Annotated in this window: 13 protein-coding genes; 6 read left to right on the forward strand and 7 right to left on the reverse strand. The window is 71.0% G+C overall.

Translation table 11 applies throughout. The features are described from left to right. The first annotated feature begins 8 nt into the window (after positions 1–8). Positions 9–731 carry a TSUP family transporter gene (locus HF576_RS08900; protein WP_168912442.1) on the forward strand — a complete coding sequence of 241 codons (723 nt, stop codon included), beginning with the start codon at positions 9–11 and terminating at the stop codon, positions 729–731. A gap of 16 nt (positions 732–747) precedes the next feature. Here HF576_RS08900 and HF576_RS08905 read toward each other — a convergent pair whose 3' ends face one another. Together HF576_RS08905 and HF576_RS08910 are read right to left on the reverse strand one after the other, a co-directional pair. Beyond that, a complete protein-coding gene (locus tag HF576_RS08905; RefSeq protein ID WP_168912443.1) occupies positions 748–1,518 on the reverse strand; it encodes an alpha/beta fold hydrolase in 771 nt (256 codons plus the stop codon). Beyond that, a complete protein-coding gene (locus HF576_RS08910) occupies positions 1,518–2,027 on the reverse strand; it encodes a PadR family transcriptional regulator (protein WP_168912444.1) in 510 nt (169 codons plus the stop codon). The genes HF576_RS08905 and HF576_RS08910 overlap by 1 nt, the downstream gene beginning before the upstream one ends. A 126-nt stretch (positions 2,028–2,153) precedes the next feature. Between HF576_RS08910 and HF576_RS08915 the strand changes: the two genes are divergently transcribed. The 5 genes from HF576_RS08915 (at position 2,154) to HF576_RS08935 (ending at position 7,526) form a co-directional block, all read left to right on the forward strand. Beyond that, on the forward strand, positions 2,154–3,527 hold the full coding sequence (locus tag HF576_RS08915; protein ID WP_168912445.1) for a flavin-containing monooxygenase: 1,374 nt from the start codon (positions 2,154–2,156) through the stop codon (positions 3,525–3,527). Beyond that, the gene (locus HF576_RS08920) at positions 3,524–4,522 is read left to right on the forward strand and encodes a bile acid:sodium symporter family protein (protein WP_168912446.1); all 999 of its coding nucleotides are present in this window, start codon (positions 3,524–3,526) and stop codon (positions 4,520–4,522) included. Before HF576_RS08915 ends, HF576_RS08920 begins: the two co-directional genes overlap by 4 nt. Continuing rightward, positions 4,519–5,487, forward strand: coding sequence for an NAD-dependent epimerase/dehydratase family protein (locus tag HF576_RS08925; protein ID WP_168912447.1), 969 nt, complete (start codon positions 4,519–4,521; stop codon positions 5,485–5,487). Before HF576_RS08920 ends, HF576_RS08925 begins: the two co-directional genes overlap by 4 nt. Before the next feature lie 180 nt (positions 5,488–5,667). Then, complete coding sequence (locus HF576_RS20330; RefSeq protein ID WP_168912448.1) at positions 5,668–6,870, forward strand: histidine kinase; 1,203 nt, start codon at positions 5,668–5,670, stop codon at positions 6,868–6,870. Then, complete coding sequence (locus HF576_RS08935) at positions 6,867–7,526, forward strand: response regulator (RefSeq protein WP_168912449.1); 660 nt, start codon at positions 6,867–6,869, stop codon at positions 7,524–7,526. The genes HF576_RS20330 and HF576_RS08935 overlap by 4 nt, the downstream gene beginning before the upstream one ends. Here HF576_RS08935 and HF576_RS08940 read toward each other — a convergent pair. The 5 genes from HF576_RS08940 to HF576_RS08960 form a co-directional block, all read right to left on the reverse strand. After that, a complete protein-coding gene (locus HF576_RS08940; protein ID WP_168912450.1) occupies positions 7,490–8,809 on the reverse strand; it encodes an acyltransferase family protein in 1,320 nt (439 codons plus the stop codon). The two genes, HF576_RS08935 and HF576_RS08940, sit on opposite strands and share 37 nt — an antisense overlap. Before the next feature lie 1,010 nt (positions 8,810–9,819). Further along, positions 9,820–10,758 carry a hypothetical protein gene (locus tag HF576_RS08945; protein ID WP_168912451.1) on the reverse strand — a complete coding sequence of 313 codons (939 nt, stop codon included), beginning with the start codon at positions 10,756–10,758 and terminating at the stop codon, positions 9,820–9,822. 382 nt (positions 10,759–11,140) lie between these two features. Beyond that, positions 11,141–12,256, reverse strand: coding sequence for an adenosine deaminase (locus HF576_RS08950; protein ID WP_168912452.1), 1,116 nt, complete (start codon positions 12,254–12,256; stop codon positions 11,141–11,143). 85 nt (positions 12,257–12,341) lie between these two features. After that, on the reverse strand, positions 12,342–13,634 hold the full coding sequence (locus HF576_RS08955) for a thymidine phosphorylase (RefSeq protein ID WP_168912453.1): 1,293 nt from the start codon (positions 13,632–13,634) through the stop codon (positions 12,342–12,344). Next, positions 13,631–14,032 (reverse strand): cytidine deaminase, encoded by a 402-nt coding sequence (locus HF576_RS08960; protein WP_168912454.1) that lies wholly within the window; start codon positions 14,030–14,032, stop codon positions 13,631–13,633. The genes HF576_RS08955 and HF576_RS08960 overlap by 4 nt, the downstream gene beginning before the upstream one ends. Positions 14,033–14,034 lie beyond the last annotated feature (2 nt).

The following is a 14,034-nucleotide window of genomic DNA, read 5'->3' on the forward strand; positions in this document are numbered from 1 at the left end:
CTCGTTCGGTGACCGTTGTCCTCGCGGGGATCGCCGCCTTCGTCGCCGCCGTGATCCAGCGGATCACCGGACTCGGGTTCGTTCTCGTGCTCGTCGGACCCATCGTGCTGCTGTACGGCCCCGTCGAGGGCATCACGCTCGGAGTCCTCCTCGCGCTGGTGGCCTCGCTCGCCGCGATCCCGCTGGTATGGCGGCACATCGAGTGGCGCCGCGCGTGGTGGCTCATCTGGCCGGGGCTGATCGCCGCGCCGTTCGGCGCCCTCCTGGTGCGCGTCCTCCCCGATGCGGCGCTGCTGATCCTGATCGCCGCCATGGCTTTCTTCGCCCTGATCGCCGGGCGCCTCCCTGCCCTCTCCGCGTCGCTCACCGGCCGGGCGGGAGCCGTCGTCGCCGGGTCCTCGGCTGGTTTCATGCACGTCGCGAGCGGTCTCTCGGGTCCACCGCTGGCCGCCTACGCCGTCGGCGACCGCTGGCCGCAGCGGCGCTTCGCGGCGACCGCGCAGGTGATCTTCGTCGCCTTCAGCATCGTCTCGGTCGCGCTTCGCGGGCTTCCGGCCAGCCCCGTCTCGGACGTGGGCGCGCTCGTGCTCGCCACGATCGCGGGCATCGCCATCGGCACGATCCTCGCGCGCAACGTGTCGCCGCGGATCGCCCGCGTGGCCATGCTCGCGCTCGCGTGGGCGGGGGCGACGGTGGTGCTGGGCCGAGGCATCCTCGCGCTCCTCGTCTGAGCGGCAGCCCGAACCGTCACGCGGGGAGCAGCTCGGGCGACGCTTCGTACCGGGTGAGCCAGTGCCGCAGCACGCGGTGGAACAGCTCGGGGTCCTCGGCACTCCACACGTGGTGCATCCGCGGGGCCATCGCCGCCGCACTGTGCGGCGCACGGCCGACGATGTCGTGCAGCGCCGCGCGGACCACACGAGGTTCTCGCTCGCCGGCGATCGCGAGCAGCGGGGCCTCGAGGCGGCGCAGCCCGTCGAGCACCGGCGCGGGCACGCCGTCGTAGACTTCGCGCATCATCCGCCGCGCGGAGTCCCGATCGATGCCCAGGCCGGTGGTGACGAACTCCTCCACCGAGTCGGCGGGGAGCCGGAAGGAACGCGCGAGCGTCGTCCAATACGAGCGCGCCCCCCACACCCTGATCTGAGCGAGCCCGAAGGGACGGGTCGGCCCGTGGACGCCCCGTACCGCCGCGCCCGTCACGAACACGCTCCGGACGACATCCGGATGCCGGGCCGCCAGGATCACTCCCAGCACACCCCCGAGCGACAGCCCGACCACATGCGCCCGCCCGCCTTCGCCGTGCGTGCGCACGAGATCGGCGAGGGCGTCGGCCACGTCGACGAGCGTCGGCCATGACTCGTCGGCCGACGCTCCGAAGCCTGGAAGGTCGGGGATGAGCGAGTGGTAGCCGGGCAGTGCCTCTGCCTGACCGCGCCACATCCACCCCGCGACGTTGCCGCCGTGGATGAACAGGATGCTCTCGGCCCCTGCCGGGCCAGACTCGACGAAGCGCATCACAGCACCGCCAGCGTCGCGTCGATCCACTCGAGCTCGGCCTCGAGCGCCCGCAGCCCGTAGTCCAGGGTGGCCGTGCGCAGCCGCTGCTCGCGCGTGGCGGTCGCCCGCGGCAGCGCGCGGAGAGCGGCGAGGCGCTGCTCCACCGCTTCCCGTCGTTCAGTGAGGAGCCGGGGCGCGAGCTCCGGCTCGCCGCGTCCGGAGAAGAACAGGCGCGCGAGGAACGGCTCTCGGGCCCGCTCCGGTTCGAGCTGCGAGTCCAGCCAGTCCGCCAGCATCCGTCGGCCCTCGTCGGTGATCCGGTGCTCGCGCCGGTCGGGCCGCCCCTCCCCCGGGATCACGTGCACCTCGACCGCCTCCTCTTCGACGAGCCTCGCCAGAGTGCGGTAGATCTGGGCCTGGTCGGCCGACCAGAAGTGGGCCGCCGAGCCGTCGAACGCCTTCTTGAGGTCGTAGCCGGTCATCGGCTCGATGTCGAGCAGCCCGAGGATGATCGCGGGAAGTGTCATGGTGATATTAGACAACACATATATAGGACTGCGCAAGTATTCTGCGTCGATTTCCTCCCCCGATGGCGAGAACATATGGTTCTCTACTGGCGCACGACGACGTGCGAGGAGCACACTGAGGAACCCATGACGGAGCAGCGGTACGCGATCATCGGAGCGGGCCCTTCCGGCCTGTCGGCCGCACGGGCCCTGCAGAAGCAGGGCGTCTCGTTCGACGGCTACGAGGCATCGCGCGGGGTCGGGGGCCTGTGGGACATCCAGAACCCGCGCTCGACGGTGTATGAGTCCGCACATCTCATCTCCTCCCGCACGACCACCGAGTTCCGCGAGTTCCCGATGCGCTCGACCGCGGACTATCCGGGTCATCGCGAGCTGATCGCCTACTTCCGCGAGTTCGCCGACCGTTTCGGGCTCACCGGGCTGTTCCGTTTCGAGACGAGAGTCACCTCGCTCGCACGCACCGACGACGGCGGATGGATGCTGCACGCCGAGGGCCCGCACGGCTCCGTCGAGCAGCGCTACGACGGCGTGATCCTCGCGAACGGCACGCTCGCCGAGCCGAACGTGCCCACCTTCCGGGGCGAGTTCACCGGTGAGGTCCTCCACACCAGCGCCTACAAGACGGCGACGCAGCTGACCGGCAAGCGCGTGCTCATCGTGGGCGCCGGCAATTCGGGATGCGACATCGCGGTCGATGCGGTCCATCACGCGGCATCCGTCGACATGAGCGTGCGGCGCGGGTACTACTTCGTGCCCCGCTACCTGTTCGGCAAGCCCTCCGACACTCTCAACCAGGGTCGTCCGCTCCCCGCGCGGATCAAGCAGTTCGTCGACACCCGTGTGCTGCGGGCCTTCACCGGCGACCCGGTGCGGTTCGGATTCCCCCAGCCGGACTACCGCCTGTATGAGTCGCATCCGATCGTCAACACGCTGATCCTGAATCACCTCGGCCAGGGCGATCTGCGCATCCGAGCCGACATCGACCGCTTCGACGGGCGCACGGTGCATTTCCGCGACGGGTCGAGCGGCGAGTACGACGTCGTGCTGATGGCCACCGGCTACACGCTCGACTACCCGTTCGTGGCGCGCGAGGAACTCAATTGGACCGGCTGGTCGCCGAAGCTGTACCTCAACGTCTTCCCGCCCGCCTTCAACGGACTCTTCGTGATGGGCATGATCGAGGCATCCGGAATCGGCTGGCAGGGCCGCTACGAGCAGGCCGAGCTCGTGGCCGCGTACCTTTCGGCACTGGACCACCACCCCGACCGTGCCGCGGCATTCCGCGCCCGCGTCGCGGCCGAACCGTGGCCCGATCTCACCGGCGGCTACCGCTACCTGGGCCTGGAGCGCATGTCGTACTACGTCAACAAGGACGCCTACCGGCGCGCTGTCCGTGCGGCCACCGAGACGTTGACGACGGATGCCGTCGCCACCACGCCGCGCCGTGGCATCCGTCGTCCCTCCCTCGCACGGCGCCGCGCGAAAGGAGTCGCGGCATGAACCCCGACGACGTCGTCCTGAACTTCAATCCCGGGACGCTCGTGGTGCTCAACGTCGTGCTCGGGCTCATCATGTTCGGGATCGCCCTGGACACGACCGTCGACGACTTCAAGGTCGTTGCGCGCAAGCCCAAGCCGTTCGTCATCGCGATCCTCGCGCAGCTCGTGGTGCTGCCGGCGGTCACGTTCGGGCTGACGCTGATCCTGCCCGTGACGCCGTCCATGGCGCTCGGCATGATCCTCGTGGCATGCTGCCCGCCCGGCAACATCTCGCAGGTTCTGACGCATCGCTCCGGAGGCAACGTCGCCCTGTCGGTGTCGATGACCGCGGTGTCGAACCTGCTGTACATCGTGGTGCTGCCGCTGTCGGTGGCGTTCTGGGGATCGCTGCACCCGACCGCCCGCACGCTCCTCGCGGCGGTCGAGCTGAACCCGTGGGCGATGCTGCTCGACATCTTCCTGATCATCGGCCTGCCGTTCGCGGCGGGGCTGGTGATCCGCAACCGGTTCGAGTCGTTCGCGACGAAGGTCCAGCCGTTCGTCAAGTGGTTCTCGCTGCTGGCGCTGGTGGCGTTCATCGTCGCGGCGCTCGCGGGAAACTGGTCGTACTTCGTCGCGTTCCTCGGCATCATCGTGCTCGTCGTCACGATCCACGACGCCGTCGCCCTCGCGATCGGCTACGGCACGGCGGTGGTCGGCGGACTCGGCACCCGCGAGCGCAAGGCGATGACCTTCGAGGTCGGGATCCGCAATGCCGGCCTGGGACTCGGACTGGTGTTCGCGTTCTTCGGGGGCCTGGGCGGCATGGCGATCGTCGCGGGCTGGTGGGGCATCTGGGACATCATCGCGGGGCTGGTCGTCGCGGCGCTCTGGGCCCGGCATACCCGGCGGCGCACCGGCTCGGCCAAGGGCGACGCATCGCGTCACGCGGCGGCGACGAGCGGAACGGATGCCGCAGCCGGCGACGCCGCGGCACCGGCGGGACCGGCCTCGTGAACGTCGCCGCCGGAGTCCGCGTGCTGGTGACGGGTGGCGCGGGATTCCTCGGCTCGCACGTCGTGACCGCACTCACCGGGCACCCCGACGTGAAGCTGGTGGTGGCAGGCGATGTGCGGCCTCCCGAGCATCCCGTCGAGGATGTGCTGTACGAGGAGTGCGACGTCACGGGACCGGCCGGTCTCGCGGCCCTTCTCGAGCGGCACGACATCGACGTCGTCGTGCATCTCGCGGCCATCGTGAGCCCGGGCCGCGACCACGACCTCGAGTACCGCGTCGATGTGGACGGCACCCGTCACGTGCTCGACGCATGCGCCGAGGCCGGTGTGCGCCGCATCGTCGTCTCATCGTCCGGCGCGGCATACGGGTACCACGCCGACAATCCGGAGTGGCTGCGGGAGACCGACACGTTGCGCGGCAACGAAGAGTTCCCGTACGCCAAGCACAAGCGCCTCGTCGAGCAGATGCTTGCGGAATTGCGCGCGACCCACCCCGCGCTCGAACAGGTGGTGTTCCGCATCGGCACGATCCTCGGACCGACCGTGCAGAACCAGATCACCAGGCTGTGGGACGGCCGCGCACTCCTGGCGGTGAGCGGCTCGGACTCGCCCTTCGTCTTCGTGTGGGTGGACGACGTCGCCGCGGCCATGGTCCGCGCCGCCACCGACGGACCGCCCGGCATCTACAACGTCGCCGGCGACGGCCGCCTCACGATCCACGAGATCGCGCGCCGTCTCGGCAAGCCGGTCATCACCGTGCCGGCGGCCCTGATCGGGTTCGGCCTTCGGATCGGACGGATGCTGCACCTCACCGTGCACGGACCGGAACAGGTGGGGTTCCTGAGGTACCGCCCGGTTCTGGCGAACGAGGCGTTGAAGACACGGTTCGGCTTCACTCCGGCGATGACCTCGGCCGAGGCGTTCGAGCAGTACCTGCGGACTCATCCGGGCGTGGCCCGGCGCTGAGCCCGGGCGGTAGGCCTGGGCTCTTGGGGTGAGGACTCGCGCGAGAAGGTACCTTCTCGCGGGCACGGCACCTTCTCGCGGGGCACGGCACGTACGCGGAGGGATGATGCGCGACGTGGCGACAGGGAGCGCTGAGGTCGGCCAGACTGGAGGCAGACCGCACACACTTCGAGGGGGCCCGTGAGCACATCCGAACCCGTCGAGCGCGGACGGCGGTCCGAAGCATGGACGTGGGTCATCGTGTCAGCGGTCGCGCTGACCCTGATCTCTGTGCAGGTGCCGCTCTCGGCGACCATCTACGGGGTGCCGCTGGCTGCCGCGTTCAGCCTCACCGTGCTGCACGTCGGCGCGCTGCCGCTCGCCCTGCGCTGGCCGACGGCGGCCGGTGTGATCTCGGTGGTCGCGGTGAGCGGTCTGCTGTGGCTGTCGGCGCCGACGCCGGAGGCACCGTGGCCGTGGGCGGTGGCGCCCGAGATCACCCAGTTCTGCATGGTGTTCCTGCTCGCCTTCCGAGCCCCATGGCAGATCGCCAGCTCGATCTTCGGCCTATCGGCAGCAGGCTCCATCGTGATCGCCATGGTCCACGGCGGCGGCCACGCCGATGCCGCGACGGCGAACATCGTGGTCTTCGTCTCGATCGGCGCCGGCGTGCTCGGCATCGGCATCGCGGTGCGCCAATGGCGTCGCATCCGCAGGCAGCTGGTGCGCGAGCAGCGCATCAACGCCGAAGAGCTGTCGCGCCGGGTCATCGCCGAAGAGAAGGCGCGGCTCGCGCGCGATCTGCACGACGTCATCGCGCACAGCATGTCGGTCATCAACGTCCAGGCGGCGAGCGCCCCCGCGCGCCTCGGCGGCGTCGACACCCGCACCGCGGAGGAATTCGCCGACATCGCCACGCAGGCCCGCACGGCGCTGCGCGAGATGCGCGGGCTGCTGGACGCGCTGCGCGTCGACGGAGACGCACCGCTCGTCGAGCCGCAGCACGGACTCGCCGACATCGGTGTGCTCGTGCGCCAGACGGCGCAGGCCGGTGCGGACGTGCGGCTCGAGTGGATCGGCTCCGACAAGCCTGCACTGTCGGCGATCGCCGATCTCGCCGCGTACCGCGTCGTGCAGGAGGCCCTGAGCAACGCGCTGCGTCACGCGCCCGGTGCCGCCATCAGGGTCGCCGTCGAGGCGTTGGACGGCATGGTGGTCATCCGCGTGCGCAACGAGCGTGCCACGACGCAGGCCACGCTCGTCGCCGGTGGCGGCCACGGGCTCGTCGCCATGCGCGAACGCGTGCGCAGCGCCGGCGGCACGGTGCTCGCCGCCGCGACGAGCGACGGCGGATTCGAGGTGGCCGCGGAGTTCCCGGCGACGAGGGAGGAAGCATCCGGATGATCCGTGTCGTGATCGCAGACGACCAGGCCATGGTGAGGGCCGGCTTCTCGGCGCTGCTGGGCGAGCAGCCCGACATCGAGGTGGTGGGTTCCGCCGCGGACGGCGAGGAATGCGTCCGGCTCGTCGCACAGCTGCACCCGGATGTGGTGCTGATGGATGTGCGGATGCCGGTGCTCGACGGCATCGCGGCCACCCGCGAGATCTCGGCGGCGCCGCAGGCCCCCCGCATCCTGATCCTGACGACCTTCGACATCGACGACTACGTCTTCGACGCGCTGTCGGCGGGTGCGGCCGGATTCCTGCTGAAAGACGCCTCGCCCGAGGAGCTGACGCAGGCGGTCCGGATCATCGCGGCGGGTGACGCCCTGCTCGCCCCGAGCGCGACCCGGACGCTCATCGAGCGGTTCGCCGCGACCCGAGGTCCGCGGCGAACCGATCGCGCGGTGCTCGGCCAGCTCACCGAACGCGAACGCGAGGTGCTGGTGGGCGTCGCGCAGGGCGAGTCCAACTCCGAGATCGCCGCGCGCCTGTTCGTGGCGGAGCAGACTGTGAAGACGCACGTGTCGCGGATCCTCGCCAAGCTCGGTGCCCGCGACCGCGCCCAGCTGGTGATCGCCGCCTATGAGGCGGGACTCGTCATCCCCGGCGCCGGGTAGCGGCCGGCCCGCTGGACCGACGGCCTGCGGTCGGAGGACAGCCGCAGCGACGCGACGAGTCCGGCGACGGCGAGCACGGCGGTGAACGGAGTGAAACCGCCGATCAGCACCGCGACGACACCGGCCATGCCGAGCACCACCGCGAGGATGACGCGACCGCGGGCCGGCTCCTGGCCCGTGGCCGTGACACGCCGACGCTCGAAGCGCTGCGCCACGAGCACGAGCAGCACCGTCGCGACGCCGACGCTCAGGATCCACGCCGGCCGCGTCGCCCACCACAGCGGGCTCAGCGGGTCGGGGAACGGCACACCCGACGCGAACAGCAGCGCCGCAACGAGGACGAGTGCCGGCATGTGCCACAGGTACACCGTCATGGAACGGCTGCCGATCGCATCGACGGCGGCCGCGACGCGCGGGCGGGCGGCCACCTGCCGCAGGCGGGGCGCGGCGAGCGCGAGGGCGAACAGCTGGGCCGCGCCGAGCACGACCAGGCAGATCGTCGGCGGGTTGAGGTTCTCGTACATATCGGGCGAGTAGGCGCCTGAGGCGAACAGCCCGGCGAGCACGATCAGCGAGGCGCTGAGCCCGGCGACCAGGCGCCGCGGCGACATCACCGCGAGGCGCCCGTCGGCCCACCAGAAGCCGAGCTGCTGCATGGCCAGCCACACGAACGCGAGGTTGAGGAAGCCGAGTCCGGCGATCCCGGTGCCCATTCGGAGGGCGTCCACGGCGACGACCCCCAGCACCAGCATCCCGAGCGTCACGCGCGGAGCGCGCTCGTGGCAACGCGACAGCAACGGCACGAGAGCCGTGGCACCCAGGTACACGCCCAGGAACCACATCGGCTGCGCCATGCGGAACCCGAGCTCGCCCACCAGGTCGGGCGACACACCCGCCATGAGGGCGACCGTGAGTCCGACACCGATCACGGCGAACGCGGCGATCGCCGGCACCGCGAGGCGCCGCAGGCGGCCTGTCACGAACGACACGGCGGATTCGCCGCGGTCCCGCATTCGCCGCCACTGCGTGATCCCGGCGAATCCGCCGACGATGAAGAAGATCGGCATGATCTGCACGATCCACGACACCGGCGCGAACCACGCCTGGCCGATCACGACGTTCGTCACCGCGATCTGGCCGTCGACGACCGCGATGCCGGCCATGAAGGCATGCAGGGCGACGACCACGACGAGGCAGACGGCGCGCACGAGGTCGATCGCGGCATCCCTCGGAGCGGGGGAAGTGCGGGCGGTGTCGATGCGGGGACGATCCAGAAGCGTCACGACGGGTTCCCAGTTCTGTTCGGGTTCTTTCGGTGTCCTGCCACCGTAGGAATCCGCCCCTGTCGCGCGCGTCACCCCGCAGAGCCGTCCTTGCACCCCCTACCCCGGTAGGGGGTAGGGGGTGCCGGGTGCCGGGTGCCGGGTGCCGGGTGCCCGGGTGCCGCGTGCCGGGTACAGGGTGCCGGGTGCCGGGTGCCGGCCCGGGTGCTGGGTGCCCGGTGCCGGGTGCCGGGTGCCGGCCCAGGTGCAGGGTGCTGGGTGCTGGGCGCCCGTGCCGGGTGCCGGGTGCCGGCCCTGGTGCAGGGTGCTGGGTGCTGGGTGCCGGGTGCCGGGTGCCGGGTGCCGGGTGCTGGGTGCAGGGTGCTGGGTGCTGGGTGCTGGGTGCCGGGTGTAGGCCGGGCCGCCCGCATCCGCTCCCCCGGCCCGCGCGATGTGCGGTCCGGGATTGGCAGGATCCCGGCATCCGGAACCTGCTCAACCTGGACCGCACCGCGCAGCGGTGCCGGCCGGCACGCCCCCGGCCAGCACCGACCTCCGCGCTGGCCCGGGCCGGCCCGCCGCATCCGTCGCCTCCGCATCCTCCGTGATGCGTGCGGTCCGGGTTTGGCAGGATCCCGGCATCCAGAACCCGCCCAACCTGGACCGCACCGCGCAACCGGGCCGCCCAGCCCCGGCCGGCACCGGCCCCTGCGCCGGCCGTCCCCGGCCCGATCCTCCGCATCCCCGTGAAGCATGCGGTCCCGGTTTGGCAGGATCCCGGCATCCAGAACCCGCCCAACCTGGACCGCACTGCGCAACCGGGCCGCCCAGCCCCGCCCGGCCGGCACGGCCCCTGCGCCGGCCGTCCCCGGCCCGATCCTCCGCATCCCCGTGAAGCGTGCGGTCCGGGTTTGGCAGGATCCCGGCATCTGGAACCTGCCGAACCTGGCCCGCAAAGCGCAGCGGTGCCGCCGAGGCGGAGGTGGACAGTGGGGGGACGGCAGCGGACGGCGGCCGAGCGCGAGGACGAGCTACGCTCGCCATCCGGCGCGAAGGAGGGCGCGACGCACGAGGTCGATCGCGACATTGGGGTCGGGATCCAGATGATGATGCAGGATGCGCACCAGATCCCAGCCCTGGTCGGCGATGTCGCGCCACCGGTCGGCGTCGCGCGCGAATTGTGCGGAGCTCTCAGCATGCTGGCGGCCGTCGTACTCGACGCCCACGCGATATCGCGGGTATCCCTGGTCGAGCCGAGCGAGGAATCGGCCATCCGCCGTCCGCAGCTCGACCGCGAGATCCGGCTCGGGGAGGCCGGCGTCCACGAGGATGAGCCTCAGTCTTGTCTCCCACGGGGACTCGGAGCCTTCACGCACTCGATCCAGCACAGGCTCGAGCGCGGGTGTGCGACTTCGCCGTGCCTCGGCTCTCAGCTGGTCTATCGTCACGAGACCTCGGCGGCGAGCGACGAGATGATCGGCCGCGACGATGAGCTCGACGTCAGTGAGATGAGTGGATGCCTGCACCCAGGCCCGTACCGGATGCTCGACCCGCAGTCCGCCGATCGCGCGAAAAGCCGCCTCCCGGGGGGCGAGGCGGTGCGAGACGACACCCGCAGAACGCGCGGGATTGCGGGGCCGGATGCCGGAGATGTGCATCGCCTTGTCCCAGTCCTGCGGCGTTGGGACGCCGCGCAGAATGAGCGCGGTGCCATGACTGAAGAAGTCCGTGTCACCCATCCGCGTGGCGAACTGGCGGCACCTCTTCTTGAAGTCTTGGAGCTCCCGCTGCTTCGGGGTCAGCTTGTCCCGCTTCGCCAGTTCGCCCGGATCCTCACGGTTCCACTGCCGGACTCCTCGAAACGGAGCGTCGAATCGCGCGCCCGCCAGCGCCCCGCGGCCGACTCCGGCCGCGAGGGCGGCGGCGACGGTGAATGGCTCGTTGCCGAAGGGTGATCCCTGGGTGGTCACGCCACGATCTCAGCACCGCCTGCCACCGCCGGTGCGTGGCCGGAGCCGATCTGTGGACACCAGCGACTCCGGCACCCGGTGGGGAGGAAGCCCGCGGTCCGGGTTCCGCAGGATCCCGGCATCCGGAACCTGCCGAACCTGGACCGCGCCGACCGAGGGCACGACGGATGCCGCACCCCGTGGGAGGGGCCCCGCGGTCCGGGTTCCGCAGGATCCCGGCATCCGGAACCTGCCGAACCTGGACCGCACCACCCGGGAGCCACGAGGAGCGACGGAAGCCGCGCACCTAGGGGAAGCCGGCCAGCGGTCCGGGTTCCGCAGGATCCCGGCATCCGGAACCTGCCCAACCTGGACCGCGGGCGCGGGAGGGCGGGGAGTCGGGTTACTCCGCGAAGCCGCTCGAGATGAGGTCGATGAGCTCCTCGCGCTCCTCGACCGCGAGGAACGCGCCGGCAGCCGCATTGAGCTGGAACACTTCGAGGTCGTCGAGACCGTACTCGAAGGTCTCGGCCAGCAGCGCCAGCTCGCGCGTCAGCGACGTGCGGCTCATGGTGCGGTTGTCGACGTTCACCGTCACCGAGAACCCGAGCTGGTAGAGCAGGTCGAAGGGGTGGTCCTCCATCGTGGTGCCCCACCGCTCGATCGCCCCGGTCTGCAGGTTGGACGACGGCGAGAGCTCGAGCGGGATCTCGCGGTCGCGCACCCAGCGCGCGAGGTCGCCGAACTGCACGAGCACCTCTTCGCCGGCGCGTGAGACGACCTCGAGGTCCTCGGCGATGCGCACGCCGTGCCCGAGGCGCAGCGCGCGGCCGTCGATGAGGGCGGACCGGATCGAGTCGAGCCCGGCAGCCTCACCGGCGTGCACCGTCGCGGGGAAGAACTCGGACGCCAGGTAGTCGAAGGCGGCTCGATGGTTGGACGGCGGGAACCCGTCCTCGGGCCCGGCGATGTCGAAGCCGACCGCACCGCGGGTGCGCCAGTCGACAGCGAGGCGTGCGATCTCGAGCGAGCGGTCGGTGTGCCGCATCGCGCTGATGAGCTGCCCGACACGGATGTCATGACCGCGCCGCTCCGCAGCATCCTCGCCCTCCTCGATGCCCTCCTGCACCGCGGCGACGACCTCCTCGAGCGACAGACCGCGGGCCAGGTGCTGCTCGGGAGCCCAGCGCACCTCGCCGTAGATCACGCCGTCGGCGGCGAGGTCCTCGACGAACTCGCGCGCGATGCGCGAGAGGCCTTCGCCAGTCTGCATCACGCCGGTCGTGAGGTCGAACGTCTTGAGGTACTCGACCAGCGAGCCCGAGTCGCTCTTCTCGGCGAACCAGTCGGCGAGGTCGTCGGCGTCCGTCTCGGGAACCTCGAGCCCGATGTCGTCGGCGAGCTCGATGATCGTCTGCGGCCGCACCCCGCCGTCGAGGTGGTCGTGCAGCGACACCTTCGGAAGGCCGCGGATCGACACGCCGTCCAGGATGGCGTCACCGTGCTGGTCGATGGGCATGTTCTCTCCTCGGTGGGCGGGGTCGGGGCGAAGGGAAGGCGAGCTGGGAAGCGAGCGGACAGGATGCCGGGACGGATGCCTCAGCCTAGGCGGTGATGCGTTCCCGCACGAGCGGAGCCGGGGCCGGGGCATCCGGTCCGACCTGCCACGCGCCGTCGAGCGCCTCGAGTGCGCGATCGAACCGGGACGCATCCTCGCCCAGCAGGGTGAAAAGGGGTTGTCCGGGCGAGACGACGTCGCCCGGCTTGACGTGAAGGTCGATGCCGGCGGCGTGCAGCACCGGGTCCTGGGCGCGTGCTCGTCCGGCGCCGAGCCGCCACGCGGCGATGCCGAACGGAAGCGCCTCGAGGCGGGTGAGGTAACCGGCCTCGGTCGCCGTCACCGTGTGGGTCTCGCGCGCGGCCGGGAGCGCAGCATCCGGGTCCCCGTCCTGCGCGCGGATCATCGCGCGCCACGCGTCCATCGCACGGCCGTCCTTGAGTGCAGCCTCGACGTCGGCGTCGGGCTGGCCGGCGAGGGCGAGCATCTCACGGGCGAGGGCGACCGTCAGCTCCACGACGTCGACCGGGCCGCCGCCGGCGAGCACCTCGACCGACTCGCGCACCTCGTTGGCGTTGCCGATCGCGAGGCCGAGCGGCGTGTTCATGTCGGTCAGGAGCGCCGTGGTGGCGACGCCCGAGTCGGTGCCCAGCTCGACCATCGTGCGGGCGAGTTCACGCGCCTTGTCGATGTCGCGCATGAACGCGCCGGAGCCGAACTTGACGTCGAGCACGAGTGAGTCGGTGCCCTCGGCGATCTTCTTCGACATGATGCTCGACGCGATGAGCGGGATGGCCTCGACGGTGCCGGTCACGTCCCGCAGCGCGTACAGCTTCTTGTCGGCGGGAGCGAGCCCCGAGCCGGCCGCGCAGATGACGGCGCCTACCTCGCGCAGCTGCGCGAACATCTCGTCGTTCGACAGCGCCGCGCGCCAGCCCGGAATCGACTCGAGCTTGTCGAGCGTTCCGCCGGTGTGGCCGAGGCCGCGGCCGGAGAGCTGCGGGACCGCGACGCCGAAGGCGGCGACCAGGGGCGCGAGGGGCAGCGTGATCTTGTCGCCGACGCCGCCGGTCGAGTGCTTGTCGACGGTGGGCTTGCCCAGCGACGCGAAGCTCATGCGCTCGCCCGACGCGATCATCGCGTCGGTCAGGACGCGGATCTCGTCGCGCGCCATGCCGTTGAGCAGCACGGCCATCGCGAAGGCCGCCATCTGCGAGTCGGCGACGTAGCCGCGGGTGTACGCGTCGACCATCCAGCGCAGGGCGTTCTCGGGGACGGCTCCCCCGTCGCGCTTCGTGCGGATGACGTCGACGGCGTCGAATGCCTCGACCGAGCTCACCGCGCGGCCTCCTCGAGGTCGCGCGGGCCGAACGCGTCGGGAAGCACCTCGTCGATGGTGCGGATGCCCGACACCGTCTCGAGCAGCATCCCGGGGATCGCGAATTCGTACAGGAGCTGGCGGCAGCGTCCGCACGGCATGATCGTGTGGCCTTCGCCGTTGACGCAGACGAAGGCGACGAGGCCGCCGCCGCCGGTCATCGCCAGCTCGCTCACGAGCCCGCACTCGGCGCACAGCGTCACGCCGTACGACGCGTTCTCGACGTTGCAGCCCGTGACGATGCGCCCGTCGGTGACGAGTGCGGCCGCACCCACCTTGTAGCGCGAGTACGGCGCATAGGCGCGGTGCATCGCCTCCGTGGCGGCGGCGCGCAGTTCATCCCAGTCGATGTCGGTCACAG

The sequence above is a fragment of the Microbacterium salsuginis genome (assembly GCF_012524205.1).
In the GTDB taxonomy this organism is placed as follows: Bacteria; Actinomycetota; Actinomycetes; order Actinomycetales; family Microbacteriaceae; genus Microbacterium; species Microbacterium salsuginis.

Excerpts from the sequence above, each read along its gene's own strand:
- HF576_RS08905 (WP_168912443.1), bottom strand. The coding sequence starts at position 1,518 with ATGCGCTTCGTCGAGTCTGGCCCGGCAGGGGCCGAGAGCATCCTGTTC.
- HF576_RS08910 (WP_168912444.1), bottom strand. The coding sequence starts at position 2,027 with ATGACACTTCCCGCGATCATCCTCGGGCTGCTCGACATCGAGCCGATG.
- HF576_RS08915 (WP_168912445.1), top strand. The coding sequence starts at position 2,154 with ATGACGGAGCAGCGGTACGCGATCATCGGAGCGGGCCCTTCCGGCCTG.
- HF576_RS08920 (WP_168912446.1), top strand. The coding sequence starts at position 3,524 with ATGAACCCCGACGACGTCGTCCTGAACTTCAATCCCGGGACGCTCGTG.
- HF576_RS08935 (WP_168912449.1), top strand. The coding sequence starts at position 6,867 with ATGATCCGTGTCGTGATCGCAGACGACCAGGCCATGGTGAGGGCCGGC.
- HF576_RS08950 (WP_168912452.1), bottom strand. The coding sequence starts at position 12,256 with ATGCCCATCGACCAGCACGGTGACGCCATCCTGGACGGCGTGTCGATC.